This window comes from Aureitalea marina (assembly GCF_002943755.1).
In the GTDB taxonomy this organism is placed as follows: Bacteria; Bacteroidota; Bacteroidia; order Flavobacteriales; family Flavobacteriaceae; genus Aureitalea; species Aureitalea marina.
Map to the genome: position 1 here is coordinate 1,582,283 of NZ_MQUB01000001.1, position 15,437 is coordinate 1,597,719.

The window sequence follows — 15,437 nt, forward strand, 5'->3', positions numbered from 1 at the left end:
TATCTTGACCCAAGCTTCAAGAACCTAAACATAGCCCGCTATGTCCGACGAAAAATTGCCAGAAAAAGACAAAGAGATCACATCCAGTGATCCTAAAGAAGAAACCACTCCTACACCAGAGGTACCTGAGACTCCAGAACCCGAGGCCGCTGAAACTCCCGCCTCGCCCGAACCGGAAAAATCCGAAGAGCCGGTAGCAGAGGCTGCTTTAAAAGCCGAGGAAAAAGGTGCCGAGGAGACAGAACCGGCTGAAGATCCGGTCACTGAAAAGACCGAAACCGCTGAGCCTGAAAAGGAGGAAAAGCCTGCAGAAGCTACTGCCGATCCAGAAAAGGCGGCAGATACTCCAGAAGACAAAGCCGAAGAATCTCCAGAGGAAAAACCTGAGGAGAAAAAGGTGGAGATCGACTACGGTAAACTGTCCCAGCTGGAACTTATTGAAGCATTTAGAGGCCTGCTGAAAGCAGGTAATATGGGGCAGATCAAAAATGAAGTGGACCAGATACGGTCGTCATTTAATGGTAAATTCCAGGCAGAACTGGATGCCGAAAAGGAAAAATTCCTGGCCGAAGGTGGGAACGAGATCGACTTCCACTATACCACTCCCCTGCGGAAGCAGTTCAATTCGGTCTATTTTGAATACAAGGAGAAACGGGCAGATCATTACAAGAAGGTAAAAAAGGATCTGCAGGCCAACCTGGAAAAAAGGCAAGAACTGATCGAAGAGCTGAAAGGATTGCTCAGTGTAGACGAGAACATCAACACTACCTATAAACATTTCAAGGAAATACAGGACCAATGGCATATAGCTGGCCCAATCCCGCGTGACCAGTACAATACCGTATGGAATACCTACCGGCATCATGTGGAGAATTTCTATGATTTCCTTCACTTGAACCGGGAATTCCGGGACCTGGACTTCAAACATAACCTGGAAAAGAAATTACGTCTGATTGGACGGGCCGAAGAGCTTGGACAAGAAGAAAATGTTCCCAAGGCCTTCCGGGAACTGCAAACCCTTCACAAGGTATGGAAGGAAGAGATAGGACCTGTGGCCAAGGAACATCGTGAGGAAATCTGGAAGCGTTTTAGTGATGCTACCCAAAAGATTCACGACCGGCGAGAAGCTTTCTTGAAGGACCAGGATGTCATCCTGGAGGCCAATTATGAGAAGAAACAGGCGATAGTGGATCAGATCTCAGATCAGCAACCCAAGGCTGGCTCCAGTCACCAGGCCTGGCAGCAGGCCATCAAGCGGGTACAGAAATTAAGGGATGAATTCTTTGAACTGGGCCCTGTACCGCGCACCAAGAACAAAGAACTGTGGAATCAGTTTAAGGATGCCACCAGGGACTTCAACCGTCAGAAGAACAACTTTTATAAAGATCAAAAGAAGGATCAGTTCGTGAACCTGGAGAAGAAAAGAGAGTTGGTGAAGATCGCCCATGACAACAAGGATAGTGATGACTTTGAGACCACTACCGCATTGATGAAGAAGATCCAGCAGGATTGGAAGAAGATCGGACATGTACCTCGCAAGGAAAGTGATAAGATCTGGAAGGAATTCAAGGAAGCCTGTAACAACTACTTTGACCGAGTTCATGGGAAGCGCAACCAGGCCAGCAAACAAGAAGAAGAAAACCTGGTGACCAAACAAGCCATGCTGGAGGAGATCAAAGGCATGAAACTGTCTGGTGAGAAGGAGGCGGACTTGGAAACCATTCGAGAAAAAATGGACCAGTGGAAGGCCATTGGCCGGGTACCTATCAAAAAGAAGAATATCGACCAGCAGTTTAACAAAGCGATCGATGCTCACCTGAACACCTTAAAGCTGGATAAGCAACAGTCGGAACTGTTTAAGTTTGAAGCCAAGGTAAATACACTGGTAGCCGAGGCAGACCAGCGTAAACTGAACAACGAGGAGATCTTCTTGCGCAAGAAAATAGACGAGGTCAAAAAAGAGATCGGGCAATTGGAGAACAATCTCGGTTTCTTCCAACATGTTGCAGACGACAACCCCTTGGTGGCCGAAGTGCATAAAAATATCGGGCAGCATAAGACCGAATTGGAAAAATGGAAGGATAAACTAAAGACCTTCAGAGTATTGACCCGTCCTCCCAAGGAAGAACCAGCAGCAGCAGATACCGCCGAAGAGAGTAGTGAAGATTAGAGTTGCTTAGCCTCTTCCCAGAATACGTCCATCTCGGCCAGGGTCATATCCCTTAACTGTTTACCGCTCTCGCGGGCCTTGCCTTCCAGGTATTGGAAGCGTTTGATGAACTTTTTATTGGTGCGTTCCAGGGCATTTTCCGGATCCACCTTTAAGAAGCGGGCATAATTGATCATGGAAAAGAGCACGTCGCCAAACTCTTGCTCAATACGATCGGACTGACCCATTTTCACCTCTTCTTGAAGTTCGGACAGTTCTTCCTGCAACTTTTGGAACACTTGCTCCGGTTGCTCCCAGTCAAATCCAACCCCGGCTACCTTGTCCTGTATCCGATTGGCCTTGACCAGTGCCGGTAAAGACTTGGGTACGCCCTGCAGAACACTTTTCTTACCCTCCTTGAGTTTGAGATTCTCCCAATTCTGTTTGACCTCCTCCTCGTCGGCCACTTCTACATCTCCATAAATGTGGGGATGGCGGGCAATGAGTTTCTCACAGATATCATTGGCTACATCGGCAATGTCGAAATCTTTGGTTTCACTACCGATCTTGGCGTAAAAAACGATGTGCAACAGTAGATCCCCCAGTTCCTTTTTAACCTCTTGCAAGTCATTCTCCAAAATGGCATCTCCAAGTTCGTAGGTTTCCTCTATGGTCAGGTGGCGTAAAGACTCCATGGTCTGCTTGCGGTCCCAGGGACATTGCTCTCTGAGCTCGTCCATGATGGTCAACAGGCGGTCCAGTGCCTGCAATTGGGCATTGCGATTGTTCATAGGATAAATCTAATCGAAATTAAGGGGAATCGGGCATCAATTTATCAACAATGCAGCCCGTGAAAAGCTCAGCCTATTCTTCCTCTTCTGCTGCTACTTCTTCTGAAAGTGAAAAGTCGGTCAAGTCGTTCTTCACCAGTAAATTATACCACTGCACAACCTTCTTGATATCGCTGGCGTAGACACGATCTTCGTCATAATCTGGCAAGACCTCGAAGAAATACTCTTCCAGTTGATCTTTGCTGGACTTATGACTAATGGCCTCCTTGCCTTCCTCCTTGTCGTAGATCTTTTGGAAAACGTCTCCCAGTGGCACCTCTTCTGTGAGTGTATAGATGGCGATCTCGGACAACAGGCTTACACTGTTATGCCCATTGACATTCAGCTTCTTACCATCCAGTAACGATTGGGCCAAAAACCCGGTACGGGTCTGGGTGATCAATTGGTAAAGTCCTGGTTTACCGGAAATCGAAAGAATTTTATCCAAACTCATGTGTTATGCTTTGAGGTCATTGGCTTATTGGCGGCAAAGATGAAAACTTTCTCTACAACGGACAATCGAATTAACGTTTCTTTTTAGCCTGAGGAAACCGCATGCGGTATTCAATGTTAATCTTCCCCTTGGAGATATTGGCCAATTTCCCTTTGATCAGCCTCTTCTTTAAGGCGGAGAGTTTGTCGGTAAATAAAATACCCTCGATGTGATCGTACTCATGCTGGATAACCCGGGCGGCGATACCGTCATAGGTTTCCCTGTGCTTCTTGAAATTCTGGTCGTAGTACTCGATGGTAATGGTATCCTGACGGAACACGTCCTCCCGGATGTCCGGTATACTGAGGCAACCCTCATTGAAGGCCCACTCGTCACCGGTTTCCTCTATCATCCTGGCGTTGATAAAGACCTTCTTAAAACCAGTTAACTTTTCTTGTTCTTCCGGGCTTAGGTCCGGATCGTCAGCAAAAGGATCTGTGTCCACTAGAAAGATCCGAATAGGTAAACCTACCTGTGGAGCAGCCAAACCTACCCCATTGGCTCCATACATGGTCTCCCACATATTGGAGAGGATGTCGTCCAACTTAGGGTGATCTTGTTCAATTTCCTTGGCCTTCACCCTTAAAACCGGGTCGCCATATGCTACTATTGGGTAAATCATTGTTTTCTTTCTAAATAATCCTGCAGGATAATGGTGGCGCTAACTTTGTCTACCAAGCCCTTGTCGGCCCGCTTCTTCTTCCTCAAACCACCATCGATCATCGCCTGGAAGGCCATTTTACTCGTAAACCGTTCGTCCGCCCGCTCAACCGGGATTTGAGGTATTTCCTGCCGTAACCTCCGTACGAATTTCGCGATCCTCTCTTCTATATCGCTAGCCGAACCATCCCGCTGCTTGGGTTCTCCAACCAGGATCAACTCGACCTCCTCCTGCTTGATGTACTCCTCAACAAAGGCGAACAATTCTGCTGTAGGAACCGTGGTCAGGCCAGATGCGATGAGTTGTAAAGGGTCGGTAACCGCTAATCCGGTTCGTTTTCTTCCATAATCTATCGCCAAAACTCGTGCCATTGTCGGTGCAAATTTACGGCTTTGCCAAATAGTAAGCCAAATCCAATTTACTTCCCAACTGCCTTAAGTATCTTTGCATCTCCAAAATAAACTGAAGCCTGATATGAACGATCTTCGGAACTTAATTGAAGCCGCCTGGGACAAGCGGGAACTACTAAACCAAGCTGAAACACAACAAGCCATCCGGGAAGTGGTTCGTCTTTGCGACCTGGGAGAACTGCGCTGCGCTGAACCCACTGAAAATGGTTGGCAAGTGAATGAATGGGTCAAGAAAGGGATCGTACTTTACTTCCCCATTCAACAAATGGAGACCAGCGAGGTTGGCATTTTCGAATACCACGATAAAATTCCGCTGAAGACAGGCTACAAAGAGAAAGGAATCCGGGTGGTACCCCATGCTGTTGCTCGTCATGGAGCATTTATCGCTCAAGGTGTGATCATGATGCCGAGTTACGTCAATATTGGCGCCTACGTAGACAGCGGAACCATGGTGGACACCTGGGCAACCGTAGGTAGCTGTGCCCAGATCGGTAAAGGGGTTCACCTGAGTGGTGGTGTAGGAATTGGCGGGGTCCTGGAACCCCTGCAGGCAGCCCCTGTGATCATTGAGGACAATGCCTTTATCGGTAGTAGGTGTATCGTAGTTGAAGGCGTACGGGTCGAGAAAGAAGCCGTATTGGGAGCCAATGTAGTACTGACAGCATCGACCAAGATCATAGATGTGACCGGACCGCAACCTTTCGAGACCAAGGGGGTGGTTCCTGCCAGATCCGTAGTGATACCAGGGAGTTATACCAAGACCTTCCCTGCCGGAGATTATCAGGTGCCCTGCGCCCTGATCATCGGAAAGCGCAAGGAAAGTACGGACAAGAAGACTTCCCTGAATTCTGCATTGCGGGAATATGGGGTGTCGGTTTGATGCGTTAGTCGTTAGTCGTTATTAAAAGTTAAAATTTACGAATCACCAATCACGATTCACGAATTACTGCTCGCCCGCAAGAGGTAGGATTATCCACACTTAAGGTTTAATACTTAACGGCTAACTCAGTTCTACCTTGGGGCGTTGTTCCCCTCCCGTTGTAAGTTAGTCCTTAAAAATCGGTTCCCAGGCAAAGATCAGAGCACCCTTTTGTGAATACTTGAATCCCGAGTCAAAATGCCGCAACAGAAATTTAACTTCTTCTTCTGCGCCTTCTGACCTTTTTCGCAGTGATCTTCTTCTGAAATTGGCCACTGTACCTGAGCATAAGCTCGTGAATGTGGTCTGTTGATTCGCCATACAATTCAGCATAGACAGGAGCCATCACCTTGATCATTGCTTTGGACAGCCAGAGCCTCCGGAAATTTCTCATCCTGTTTTCCAGGTTCATGGTTCCAAATCGCATGCGGTTCAGGTCGATCAGATAGAAATGATAGTCTTCCCCAACTTTAACGATGAGCGTATTCCCAGGAGAATGATCCAGGAATTGAATGCCTTGTTGGTGAAGGTCGTAGGTGAACTTTGTAAACTGCCGCAGGATCTTCTTTCGATCCGGATAGAGCGGTTTGTGGATCAGCACCCTGAAATCCAGATCATAGTCCAAATGACGGCTGATGTAAAAGCTCTGCTTCAGACCGAGACCGAATTGCTCCAAATAAGCTACCGGGGTTGGTGTACCCAGATCGGCAGCCAGGAGTTTCATTCCGTAGAGATAAGAACGTTGCGCCTTGGACTTGCGCAGAAAGCGATAAACCAGGGATTGAAAGGCATTGGGTATCTTAAAGCGTTTGATGGAATACCAACTTCCGTTTATCTCTACTTTTCGGATGGTGTTGCGGTCTCCCGCCACGATGAGTTCCCCTGTCTGGTCAAACTGAGCCACGGCTTGCCTAAGCTGCTTGTTGAGCTCTTTGAATTCCGGGGCCACCACCCAATTTTCGCGCATAGCTGCTCTGATTTTGGATAAAAAAAGATACTTTGCGAAGGTAAAGGATATGAAACAAATACTGGTGATACAGAATAAGCGGATTGGCGATGTACTGATCAGTTCAGTGCTTGCCAATAACCTGAAAAAGGTCTTCCCCGACAGCCATATCACTTATTTTGTCTATGATTATACAGTCGGTGTTTTACAAGGCAATCCCAACATTGATCACATTGAGGTCGCTAACGATAAAGAGCTGAAGAAATTTGGGGTGCTGATATCCACCATCCGACAAATTCGAAAGAAGAATTACGATATCATCTTTGACCCTTACGCTAAATTACAAAGCCGCTTGATGTGCCTGTTCTCCGGGGCTGATTATCGGATCGGGTTTGTGCGTCCCGGCAAGAGATTACCTCTGCCCTTTTACACTCATCCAGTTCCCTTTATCAAAACTCACAGCCGGGCCTGTGGCAAGGCTATCGAAAACAGAATCAACCTCATCGACCAAGTATTTCCCCTGGAAATGATAGACGATGTGCCGCGCATCCACCTCGAAGCAGAAGAACGTCAATATCGAGGACTGAATGAGATAAAACCGCCAGTTGTCATGGTTGGAGTCCTGGGTAGTACCGCCATAAAATCGATGCCATATGACTACATCGTGCAACTTATCGATGGGATTTGCGAACGCTATGCAGTGACCCTACTTTTCAATTATGCCCCTCATCAGAAAGAGGAGGCGCTCAAGATCTACCAGGCTTGTCGCTACCCCGATCAGATCAATATGGAGATCTACGAGGACAGTATTCGGGGATTTGTCAAGCTGATGAACCAATGCGATCTGCTGGTGGCCAACGAAGGTGGTAGTGTTCATATCGCCAAAGCACTGAATAAACCGACTTTTACTATCTACTCACCCTATATTGAGAAAGTGGACTGGAACAGTTTTGAAGATGGGATCATCCACAATTCCATGCATCTTCTGGACGAAAAACCCGAACTTTACGACGGCTTCACCCGAGAGCAACGCAAGGCCATCGAACAAAACCCGGAAACCATGTACCGTGAACTGACCCCGGAAATGATAGCAGAAAAACTGACTCCCTTCCTGGACAATCACCTTAAGGCTTCGAGAAAGTGAATTGGCTAGACAAGTTTCATCATTGGAGAAGACGGCGTCGGTGGAATAAACAATACCGCAAAGGACGTTGGAAAAGCTTGCAAAGTGAACGAGAAGCCACCCGCTATCTGCAGATCGTAGATTTCTTTAGGAAGTACGGGAAGTACAACCCTTCCATCCTGGATATCGGGTGTGGGGATGGAGTGCTTAACAGGCGGATGACGGATTTTGAATTCCATCATTTCACCGGGGTGGATTTCTCCTCAGAATCCATCCGGCAGGCACAAGCCATGGATTACCCTAAGGCCGAATTTGTAACAGCCGATGCCATCGAATACCAGCCGGAACAATCGTACGATATCATCATTTTTAACGAGGCCTTTTACTACATCCCGGATTCTAAAAAGCCAGCCGTCATGGACCGCATGCTGGCCCATCTGAACCCAGACGGATTACTGATCGTTTCCATTTTTCGGGAAGGTGTTGGTTGTTGGGAGTATTTCAAAGAAGAACCCCGCCTGGCCGAACTGGACTTTGTGACCGTGACCACAGACAAAGAGACTACTTATTGGAAGATCGGGGCGTATCGGCTGAAATAATGCTAAGGAAGCTTCTGTTCCCTTTTCTTCTTAAAGATCTTATACCCAAAGGCCAGCTTGGCCTGGGCAACGTTCAGGCGTTCGTAGAGATTGTCTGTGATGTCTGTGCCGTAGAAGCCCAATTCCATGGAAAGATTGAGGTAATACTGCTCCCGGACATAACCCAAGACACCTACCCCATTTAATTGGAAGAGCCAGGCACCGGGATCATAGCTGCGACCGTCCAGGCCTTCCACTTCCTTGAACATAAGCCCTAGCCCCGTGTTAAACGTGACTGACGAATAGAAATTCCCGCCTAAGGAAAAGAAACCACCTACACCACCCAGTGCTCCAGCTCCCAACCCAAATACCCGATCTATCCCATTGGCTTCATTCTCCGGGTAGATCCCCTGGCCCAATATGGGCTGGTCTCCTTGGTGGGAGATCAGCAAGGTAAAACCTCCGGCTCCATAACTAAAGGCCGTGCTTATCTCTTTGGAAATCACCCTGCGGACTGGACCGGCCTGGTAGTCTTTCTCATTAAAGAGATACAGATAATTGATACCGTGAGTGACCGAGACCACATCGGGCCGAAAGACCGTAGGTTGTCCTGATACACGCTGGTCGAACCCTTTATAACGCTGAAAAAAGAAGTCGAAGAAATGCTGTTTGGTCTTATAAAAGGCCCTTAGGTCGAAGCGCTTGGTCGGGTTCTCTGTATCGGTTCTCAGGTTGAAGGCAATATCGATGAGCAATTTGGAGGAGGCCATCCCTATCCCGACCCCAAAACGATTATTGGGTGTATACTTGACCGTGGAGTTTCCATCGCCAAACCAGAAGCTCTGATTCTTGAAATTGGTAAATACTCGCAGCGAATAGTTGGCCGGGTTCCGGTCGATGAATAACGAGTCGATCACAGCCGGGGCTTGTATGCTGTCCAGGGAGATCCGGTCCTGGGCCCTCAGGTTCATACTTATGGGTAGCACGAAAATAAGGACCAATACACATCTCAAGTACAGATTCATATCAGAAAAATAGCTAAACTTTCAGGAATGCGCATCTTTTATTTCTGCTGATAATCAGCGAGTAACAACTTCGACAAAAACGGTAAGGGAGATTTTACAGCCAAGAGCCCAAATCTGTCCTCTTTTTTGATTAATTTGAAGTCACAAATAAAAACACCGGAACCGTCTCCCTCCGGATTATAGAGTTAGATAATGAAGTGGAGATATAATAGGTGATCTAGGGGATGAGCCCTTGGCGAGAGTTAGGAGTTATCCCCTTTTAGGGCCCAGCCGCCGTCATTTCTTTCCCCGTATTTTTTTCGTTAGTCGTTATTCGAGTGATGGCACTGTGTGCGTTAGCAGTTAGCCGTTAAGTGTTAGCCGTTAATTTTAGTGTGCCGGTAGTATGTAGTTAGTAGTCGGTAGTTGTTGAATTGTACTACAGACTCAGGACTAAAGTCTACGTACTCAGATAATGGGCGCTATGCGCGTTAGCCATTAGCAGTTAAGGGTTAAGCGTGGGGTATTTTCAAGATCGTGGTTACGGAAATCCATAAGGAAATGTAGGTGTAAAGAACTAGTTTTCTGGAATCTGAGTACCTGGTAAACATGCCCACGGCTAACCCTTAACCGTTAACCCTTTTTTATCCCATACTCCGTCCAGACCTTCTTTTGATCCTTAACTTCTTTGCGGATGGCCAGGTTTCGATCCAAAGACTCTTTGGTCTTGTAACCACGGGCGTGATCTAGGTGTAGAACAATGGCTTGATGGCGGATTTGTTTGGACTTCAGACCGTAGTTCTCCAGGCGTTCGCCCAGTTCCCTATCAGGACCTCCGTATTGCATGCGCTCATCGTAACCGTTGATAGCGATCAGATCCTCTTTCCAGGCCGAGGAGTTGCAATTGTTGAAGCTGGCATTGGTCGGAGTGATGAAATCCAGGAGACTAGATACAGTCGGTCCGGAATTCAGCTTTAGCGCTTGTGTCCCCTTAAGAGTACCTTGCTGTTTTAACCATTTCACATCGAAACAGCGCTCCGCGGCAATGTCTTCCGGAACTATGGCCTTACTGGTATCCATGGGCAGCTTGCAGTAACCCCCTGATAGAAAATATCCTTCTTCTGCAAATTTGGCGTGGGTTTCCACAAAATCCTTTCGTGGGATACAATCCCCATCCGTAAAGAGGATATATGGCATATTGGCCTCGGTAATGGCTATATTCAGGATCCGCTGGCGTCGGTAGCCTTCATCTTCGTGCCAAACATGCAGCAAGGGTACGGGATAATCTGCCCGGAAGGAATCGATCAATTCCTTGGTAGACGCTCTGGAACCATCGTCGGCCACCATGACCTCAAAATTCTCATAGGTCTGGTATTTATAACCCTCCAATACTTTGGCCAGCCATTCCTCATTGTTGTAGGTGCTGACCACCACGGTTATTCCTAATCCTTGCATACCCCTAAATTGGACTGCAAATTTACGGTGTTTTCACAAAAGCCCCTACTTTTGTGCTATGTCTGGTTTGACCGTCATCATACCCACCTTCAATGAGGAGGACTACCTCCCGGCGGCTTTACGTTCTGTTCGATTTGCCGATCAGATAATAGTCGTGGATTCTTTCAGTACAGATCGGACACCAGAGATTGCCAAGCAGGTTACCGATGTATTCTTGCAGCGAGAATTCGACAATTTTTCGGCCCAAAAGAATTTCGCCCTGGAACATGCCACGGGGGATTGGATCCTTTTCCTGGATGCTGACGAGCGGATCACCTACCCCCTCCAGCAAGAGATCAAGTCGGCCATGGAGAGTGATCGTTATGGGGGATATAAGTTGAATTTCCCACATTTCTACATGAATCGTTTCCTGTATCATCACAGCAACGATGTGCTTAGATTAGTTAAAAGGGAAGGTTGCCATTACACCGGCCTTGTTCATGAGAAATTGCATTACGAGGGTCCCATTTCCAAGTTAAAGAATCCCGTTCTGCATTTTACGTATAAAGGCCTGGAACATTATATCCGTAAAAAAGAAAGCTATGCCTGGTTCCAGGCAGAGCAACTTCAGCAAAAAGGAAAGAAACCCAGTCTAGGCCTGATGTTCATTAAACCGACATACCGATTCTTCAGTTCCTATTTCTTAAAGGGTGGATTCAAGGATGGTATTCCCGGCTTGGTCATTTCTGCCATTAATGCGTACGGGGTCTTTTCGCGCTATGCCAAATTGATGCTGCTACATAGAGGATTGCGCTAGCTTAGAAGAATTTTCCGAATCTCAATTTACGTGCAAACCGACCCAGGGAGTATTCCCCTTTTATGTCCAGACGCTGTATTTGGTAGGGATCTTTAAAGGGAAAGCGATTCACCCGGTTTCCGATACGAAGCCCCCATTTGATGCCTTTGTCTTTTAGTATATCCTTAAAATTCTGGAATTCAGGACTGGTCCGTGGGAACTTCCCATATGGATATGCAATGGCCGGACTTAACCGCAACTGACCTTTAACTGAGGTTTGTATTGCCTGATCCAGGTCCGCCCATATTTCCTCCCGTTCCATTTGATCAAAAGGTTGATGGGCAAAGGAGTGGTGGGCTAGTTCGATCAGCTGCTGGTCCAATGAGCGCAACTCATCGGCCGAAAGTATATCAACCTCACCCTTGTTCCAGCTATCGGTTTTCCCTAGATGTCCCAGTGGCACAAAGAAGGTAGCCTTTAATTGCAATTCGGTAAGTAGCGGTGCCACCAGTTCCTGGTGGTCCTCCGTAGCATCATCAAAGGTGATCACCACATGCTTGCCGGAAGGCAGCTCATCCAATTCCATAAGCTCGCTCAGATGCCAGGTCTGATACTTGTTGTCCCTCAAATAATTCAGCTGCTGTCGCAGATCATCAACAGATATGGTCAGGCCCTTACCGGGAGAACGGCTTACACGGTGGTACATTAAGATGGGGAGTCGGGCCATGGCCTTACACAAGCTTATCAGGTCAAAATTATTACTTTTACCTCAATAATCGGACGGTTGGACACTACTCAAAAAATCTCGGCCCTGGCCATCACCTTTAACGAGGCCGCCCATATAGAAGGATTCATCAGGAGCCTGGATTTTGCCGACGAGATCATCATCGTCGACTCTTACAGCCAGGACGACACCGTAAAGATTGCCAAAGGGTTTGAGAATGTGAAGGTAATTCAGCGCCCATTCGAAGATTTTAGCGACCAGAAGAATTTTGCTATCCAACAGGCCTCCCACCCTTGGGTCCTTTTCTTTGACCCGGATGAGGAGGTCACACCTCCCTTAAGAGAGGAGATCTTAAACGCGGTTGCCAATCCAAAGGCCGATGCCTACCTGGTGCGTAGACAATTCTATTTTATGGGCAAGAAGATTCGCTACAGTGGCTTCCAAACCGATTGGGTGGTCAGGTTGTTTCGGGCAGAAAGTGGACGCTACAACGGTCGGCTTGTTCATGAGACCCTGAATGTAAGGGGCACCACTGCCAGGTTAAGGACCCGTGTACCTCATCACACCTATACCGGCATGGACGACTATACGGCAAAATTGCACCGATATTCTGCCCTGCAGGCGCAGATGCTTTACGAACGGAAAAAACGGCCCAATCTGTTCCATTTTCTTTTCCGACCTTTTTACAGATTCTGGCACCAATACTTACTTCGATTGGGCATTCTAGATGGAAAAGAAGGATTTATCCTGGCTTACATTAACGCCTTTTCAGTCTTTAAACGCTATACCAATCTGTGGTTGCTCTATCGAAAAATTGATTGATGAACAAGCAAGTTTTTATAGAGGCGCACAATTTGAAGAATCCCTACGGGGGGCTGGGGCAGTTCAACCTCAATTTATTGGATGCCATGAGCAAAGAGGATCTTACGGGCCTGGAGATCGTCCTGAACGTAAAAGATCCGGATAAATGGAAAGCAAGATGGGGGAGTATTTTTCAATATCGCAAATACAGCTCGCTTCATCGACACAAGCCTTTCAGGATTAGAAAGCGCTATGGCCTTTGGCACAGTTTGAACCAGAATATTAAGATCGAGCCAGCCAGGCCACTTCCCTACATTTTGACCATTCACGACATTCACTTCATGCATGAAGGGTCCCCTGGAGAGCGAGAGCGAATGCGGCTGCTCTTCCAGGATAAGATAGACCGGGCAGATATCATTGTCTTTATTTCAGAATTTGCCCGTCAGGACACCCTGACCCATTTTGATCTGATAGGTATTCAGCATGAGGTGGTCTATAACGGCAATACCATCAATGACCCGGAGGTGCCAGCAGAATATGTACCGGAAATACTGCCCGATCTCCCTTACTTGTATAGCATAGGTGATTTTTCCGAGCGGAAGAACTTTAAAAGCCTGGTCAAGATGATGGCAGATCTACCGGGGATCGGCTTAGTGCTCTCAGGAAATGACAATACTAGTTACGCCAATGAAATCAGGGATTTAGCCAGGGAAATCGGAGTGGAAAAGCGTCTTTGGATCACGGGAAAGGTCGACGAGCTGCCCAAGAAATATTACCTGAAGAATTGCAAGGGTTTTGTATTTCCATCTCTTCGTGAGGGCTTTGGGATTCCGCCCATTGAAGCCATGACCTATGGCAAACCCATCTTCCTGAGCAGGCTGACCTCTTTGCCAGAGATCGGGGGCGATCAGGCCTTTTATTGGGACGATTTCGAGCCAAAGTCCATGTCGGAATTGGTTGAAAAGGGCTTGGCAAAATACGATGAAGACCCCAGTGCGCATTCTAAAGCTGCGAAGCAAAGAGCTGCTTCATTTGACTGGGGCAAGGCTGCCAGGGCCTACCTGAAATTGTATCGGCAAATTTTGAGCTAATTTAGAGACATGCCAACCGTCGCCCTTATCCTGATCAATTACAATTCCGCTCGCTACACCCTGGAGTGCCTGGAGTCGGTTCTGGAAAAGACAGCAAAGAACCTGGATTTCGAATTGGTGGTGGTAGACAATAACTCCAAGGAAGAAGACTATCAATATCTACTGGACAATTGGCCCCAGGATCACAGGATCAATTTGGTCCGATCTGACATCAACACAGGATTTGGCGGTGGCAACATGCGCGGCCGGATAGAAGTCAGCGGGAAATACCTGCTCTTCCTAAACAACGACACCCAACTCTTGAATGACGGTCTGAGTCTCCTAAGTCAGTATATGGACGAACATCCCGAGGTTGGGGTCTGTACAGCTCAGAACTACGACGAACACGGGCAATTTGTACCCTCATTTGATCACAATAAAGGGTTGAGGAAATTACTTTTTGGTCGGGGTTTTTTACAGGCCTCTAATCCCAAGCGCTATCCGGACCGGAAGAAGGAATACGATCAACCTGTGGTGGTCAATTGGGTAAACGGTGCCTTTATGTTCTTCCGCAGCTCAGATTTTGACGCTATAGGAGGATTTGACACCAATGTGTTCCTTTATTTTGAAGAAATGGACCTGGGCCATCGCCTCAGGAAGATCGGCAAACAGTGTGTGCTGCATCCCGGTGCCAGGATATTGCATTATCAGGGCGTTAGTATTGGCCGTTCCCGGGAAATAGACAAAGAAGCGTATATTTCCTATCTCTATGTGGTCCGTAAGAACCGAGGATGGGCCTATGCGTTGATGATCAATTTGTATCTGATCCTGGTCTGTCTGATCAAACCCAAAAAATGGTATTTATTACCAACCCTATTAAGGGGCGGATCACTCAAAAATTCACTAAAGAATAAACAAACGGCACGAACGAAGGATGCAAGCAGAAATTGACAAAGCCTTAAAAACACTGAAATCCGGGGGGATCATTCTCTATCCAACTGATACCAGTTGGGGCATTGGCTGTGATGCAACCCATGCGACGGCTGTCGACCGTATCTTCGAACTCAAAAAAAGGCCTGGGGACAAGGCCATGATCTGCTTGGTCAATGACTTTCGCATGCTCTCCCAGTATTTGAACCAGGTACCGGAAATGGCATACGACGTTCTGAAATACGCCAATAAACCTACTACAGTTGTCTATGATGATCCAATTCGTGTGGCCGAAAACCTGGTCGCTGCAGACAACAGCTTGGCCATCAGGGTGGTTCGAGATACCTTTTGCGGAGAACTGATCAAACGCTTGAAAAAACCACTGGTCTCGACCTCAGCCAACCTCAGCGGAGCGCCTACACCGGCTAAATTCAAGGATATTGACAAGGCCATTGTGCAGGGAGTTGATTATGTGGTCAATTGGAATCGAGACAAGGTGAATAAGAGGTCCTCCTCCATCATAAAAATTAAAAATGACGGAACCGTCAAAGTGATAAGAAGCTAAGCCT

17 protein-coding genes are annotated in these 15,437 nt (G+C 47.3%); 9 read left to right on the forward strand and 8 right to left on the reverse strand.

Translation table 11 applies throughout. The features are described from left to right. Positions 1-40: 40 nt before the first annotated feature. The gene (locus tag BST85_RS07305; RefSeq protein ID WP_104812644.1) at positions 41-2,170 is read left to right on the forward strand and encodes a DUF349 domain-containing protein; all 2,130 of its coding nucleotides are present in this window, start codon (positions 41-43) and stop codon (positions 2,168-2,170) included. Here BST85_RS07305 and mazG read toward each other — a convergent pair. The 4 genes from mazG to ruvX form a co-directional block, all read right to left on the reverse strand. Then, complete coding sequence (gene mazG / locus BST85_RS07310; protein WP_104812645.1) at positions 2,167-2,940, reverse strand: nucleoside triphosphate pyrophosphohydrolase; 774 nt, start codon at positions 2,938-2,940, stop codon at positions 2,167-2,169. The genes BST85_RS07305 and mazG overlap by 4 nt on opposite strands. A gap of 73 nt (positions 2,941-3,013) precedes the next feature. Continuing rightward, on the reverse strand, positions 3,014-3,433 hold the full coding sequence (locus tag BST85_RS07315) for a DUF5606 family protein (RefSeq protein WP_104812646.1): 420 nt from the start codon (positions 3,431-3,433) through the stop codon (positions 3,014-3,016). 70 nt (positions 3,434-3,503) lie between these two features. Next, positions 3,504-4,094, reverse strand: a complete 591-nt coding sequence (gene def, locus BST85_RS07320) for a peptide deformylase (RefSeq protein WP_104812647.1) — start codon at positions 4,092-4,094, stop codon at positions 3,504-3,506. Next, positions 4,091-4,504 carry a Holliday junction resolvase RuvX gene (ruvX, locus tag BST85_RS07325; protein WP_104812648.1) on the reverse strand — a complete coding sequence of 138 codons (414 nt, stop codon included), beginning with the start codon at positions 4,502-4,504 and terminating at the stop codon, positions 4,091-4,093. The genes def and ruvX overlap by 4 nt, the downstream gene beginning before the upstream one ends. Positions 4,505-4,607: 103 nt before the next feature. Between ruvX and BST85_RS07330 the strand changes: the two genes are divergently transcribed. Then, positions 4,608-5,423, forward strand: a complete 816-nt coding sequence (locus tag BST85_RS07330) for a 2,3,4,5-tetrahydropyridine-2,6-dicarboxylate N-succinyltransferase (RefSeq protein WP_104812649.1) — start codon at positions 4,608-4,610, stop codon at positions 5,421-5,423. Positions 5,424-5,676: 253 nt separating this feature from the next. Here BST85_RS07330 and BST85_RS07335 read toward each other — a convergent pair whose 3' ends face one another. Continuing rightward, the gene (locus BST85_RS07335) at positions 5,677-6,429 is read right to left on the reverse strand and encodes a lipopolysaccharide kinase InaA family protein (RefSeq protein WP_104812650.1); all 753 of its coding nucleotides are present in this window, start codon (positions 6,427-6,429) and stop codon (positions 5,677-5,679) included. A gap of 49 nt (positions 6,430-6,478) precedes the next feature. Here BST85_RS07335 and BST85_RS07340 point away from each other — a divergent pair, with 49 nt between their 5' ends. Both BST85_RS07340 and BST85_RS07345 read left to right on the forward strand, forming a co-directional pair. Next, complete coding sequence (locus BST85_RS07340; RefSeq protein ID WP_104813943.1) at positions 6,479-7,552, forward strand: glycosyltransferase family 9 protein; 1,074 nt, start codon at positions 6,479-6,481, stop codon at positions 7,550-7,552. 77 nt (positions 7,553-7,629) lie between these two features. Next, positions 7,630-8,130: a class I SAM-dependent methyltransferase gene (locus tag BST85_RS07345; RefSeq protein WP_245917654.1), complete on the forward strand. Its 501-nt coding sequence runs from the start codon at positions 7,630-7,632 to the stop codon at positions 8,128-8,130. A 2-nt stretch (positions 8,131-8,132) separates the two neighbouring features. Here the strand turns inward: BST85_RS07345 and BST85_RS07350 are convergent, their stop codons facing one another. Continuing rightward, complete coding sequence (locus BST85_RS07350; RefSeq protein ID WP_104812652.1) at positions 8,133-9,134, reverse strand: DUF4421 family protein; 1,002 nt, start codon at positions 9,132-9,134, stop codon at positions 8,133-8,135. A gap of 612 nt (positions 9,135-9,746) precedes the next feature. After that, entirely contained in the window at positions 9,747-10,568 is an 822-nt protein-coding gene (locus tag BST85_RS07355; protein ID WP_104812653.1) for a glycosyltransferase family 2 protein, read from the reverse strand. A gap of 58 nt (positions 10,569-10,626) precedes the next feature. Between BST85_RS07355 and BST85_RS07360 the strand changes: the two genes are divergently transcribed. Then, entirely contained in the window at positions 10,627-11,364 is a 738-nt protein-coding gene (locus BST85_RS07360) for a glycosyltransferase family 2 protein (RefSeq protein WP_104812654.1), read from the forward strand. Between the two features lies 1 nt (position 11,365). On the opposite strand, the gene BST85_RS07365 is transcribed toward BST85_RS07360, so the two are convergent. Next, positions 11,366-12,070, reverse strand: a complete 705-nt coding sequence (locus tag BST85_RS07365; protein ID WP_104812655.1) for a polysaccharide deacetylase family protein — start codon at positions 12,068-12,070, stop codon at positions 11,366-11,368. A gap of 57 nt (positions 12,071-12,127) precedes the next feature. On the opposite strand from BST85_RS07365, the gene BST85_RS07370 reads away from it, so the two are divergent. Genes BST85_RS07370 through BST85_RS07385 form a run of 4 tightly spaced genes read left to right on the forward strand, consistent with a single transcriptional unit; the run spans position 12,128 to position 15,433 of the window. Beyond that, positions 12,128-12,889 (forward strand): glycosyltransferase family 2 protein, encoded by a 762-nt coding sequence (locus tag BST85_RS07370; protein WP_104812656.1) that lies wholly within the window; start codon positions 12,128-12,130, stop codon positions 12,887-12,889. After that, positions 12,889-13,959 carry a glycosyltransferase family 4 protein gene (locus BST85_RS07375; RefSeq protein WP_104812657.1) on the forward strand — a complete coding sequence of 357 codons (1,071 nt, stop codon included), beginning with the start codon at positions 12,889-12,891 and terminating at the stop codon, positions 13,957-13,959. The genes BST85_RS07370 and BST85_RS07375 overlap by 1 nt, the downstream gene beginning before the upstream one ends. Positions 13,960-13,968: 9 nt before the next feature. Further along, the gene (locus BST85_RS07380; protein WP_104812658.1) at positions 13,969-14,889 is read left to right on the forward strand and encodes a glycosyltransferase family 2 protein; all 921 of its coding nucleotides are present in this window, start codon (positions 13,969-13,971) and stop codon (positions 14,887-14,889) included. Further along, entirely contained in the window at positions 14,873-15,433 is a 561-nt protein-coding gene (locus BST85_RS07385) for an L-threonylcarbamoyladenylate synthase (protein WP_104812659.1), read from the forward strand. Before BST85_RS07380 ends, BST85_RS07385 begins: the two co-directional genes overlap by 17 nt. Positions 15,434-15,437: the final 4 nt, after the last annotated feature.

Bases quoted from the DNA above. Each gene is read 5' to 3' on its own strand.
- BST85_RS07355 (WP_104812653.1), bottom strand. From the start codon at position 10,568: ATGCAAGGATTAGGAATAACCGTGGTGGTCAGCACCTACAACAATGAG.
- BST85_RS07380 (WP_104812658.1), top strand. From the start codon at position 13,969: ATGCCAACCGTCGCCCTTATCCTGATCAATTACAATTCCGCTCGCTAC.
- def (WP_104812647.1), bottom strand. From the start codon at position 4,094: ATGATTTACCCAATAGTAGCATATGGCGACCCGGTTTTAAGGGTGAAG.
- BST85_RS07315 (WP_104812646.1), bottom strand. From the start codon at position 3,433: ATGAGTTTGGATAAAATTCTTTCGATTTCCGGTAAACCAGGACTTTAC.
- BST85_RS07330 (WP_104812649.1), top strand. From the start codon at position 4,608: ATGAACGATCTTCGGAACTTAATTGAAGCCGCCTGGGACAAGCGGGAA.
- BST85_RS07305 (WP_104812644.1), top strand. From the start codon at position 41: ATGTCCGACGAAAAATTGCCAGAAAAAGACAAAGAGATCACATCCAGT.
- mazG (WP_104812645.1), bottom strand. From the start codon at position 2,940: ATGAACAATCGCAATGCCCAATTGCAGGCACTGGACCGCCTGTTGACC.
- BST85_RS07350 (WP_104812652.1), bottom strand. From the start codon at position 9,134: ATGAATCTGTACTTGAGATGTGTATTGGTCCTTATTTTCGTGCTACCC.
- BST85_RS07375 (WP_104812657.1), top strand. From the start codon at position 12,889: ATGAACAAGCAAGTTTTTATAGAGGCGCACAATTTGAAGAATCCCTAC.
- BST85_RS07360 (WP_104812654.1), top strand. From the start codon at position 10,627: ATGTCTGGTTTGACCGTCATCATACCCACCTTCAATGAGGAGGACTAC.
- BST85_RS07335 (WP_104812650.1), bottom strand. From the start codon at position 6,429: ATGCGCGAAAATTGGGTGGTGGCCCCGGAATTCAAAGAGCTCAACAAG.
- BST85_RS07340 (WP_104813943.1), top strand. From the start codon at position 6,479: ATGAAACAAATACTGGTGATACAGAATAAGCGGATTGGCGATGTACTG.
- BST85_RS07385 (WP_104812659.1), top strand. From the start codon at position 14,873: ATGCAAGCAGAAATTGACAAAGCCTTAAAAACACTGAAATCCGGGGGG.
- ruvX (WP_104812648.1), bottom strand. From the start codon at position 4,504: ATGGCACGAGTTTTGGCGATAGATTATGGAAGAAAACGAACCGGATTA.
- BST85_RS07365 (WP_104812655.1), bottom strand. From the start codon at position 12,070: ATGGCCCGACTCCCCATCTTAATGTACCACCGTGTAAGCCGTTCTCCC.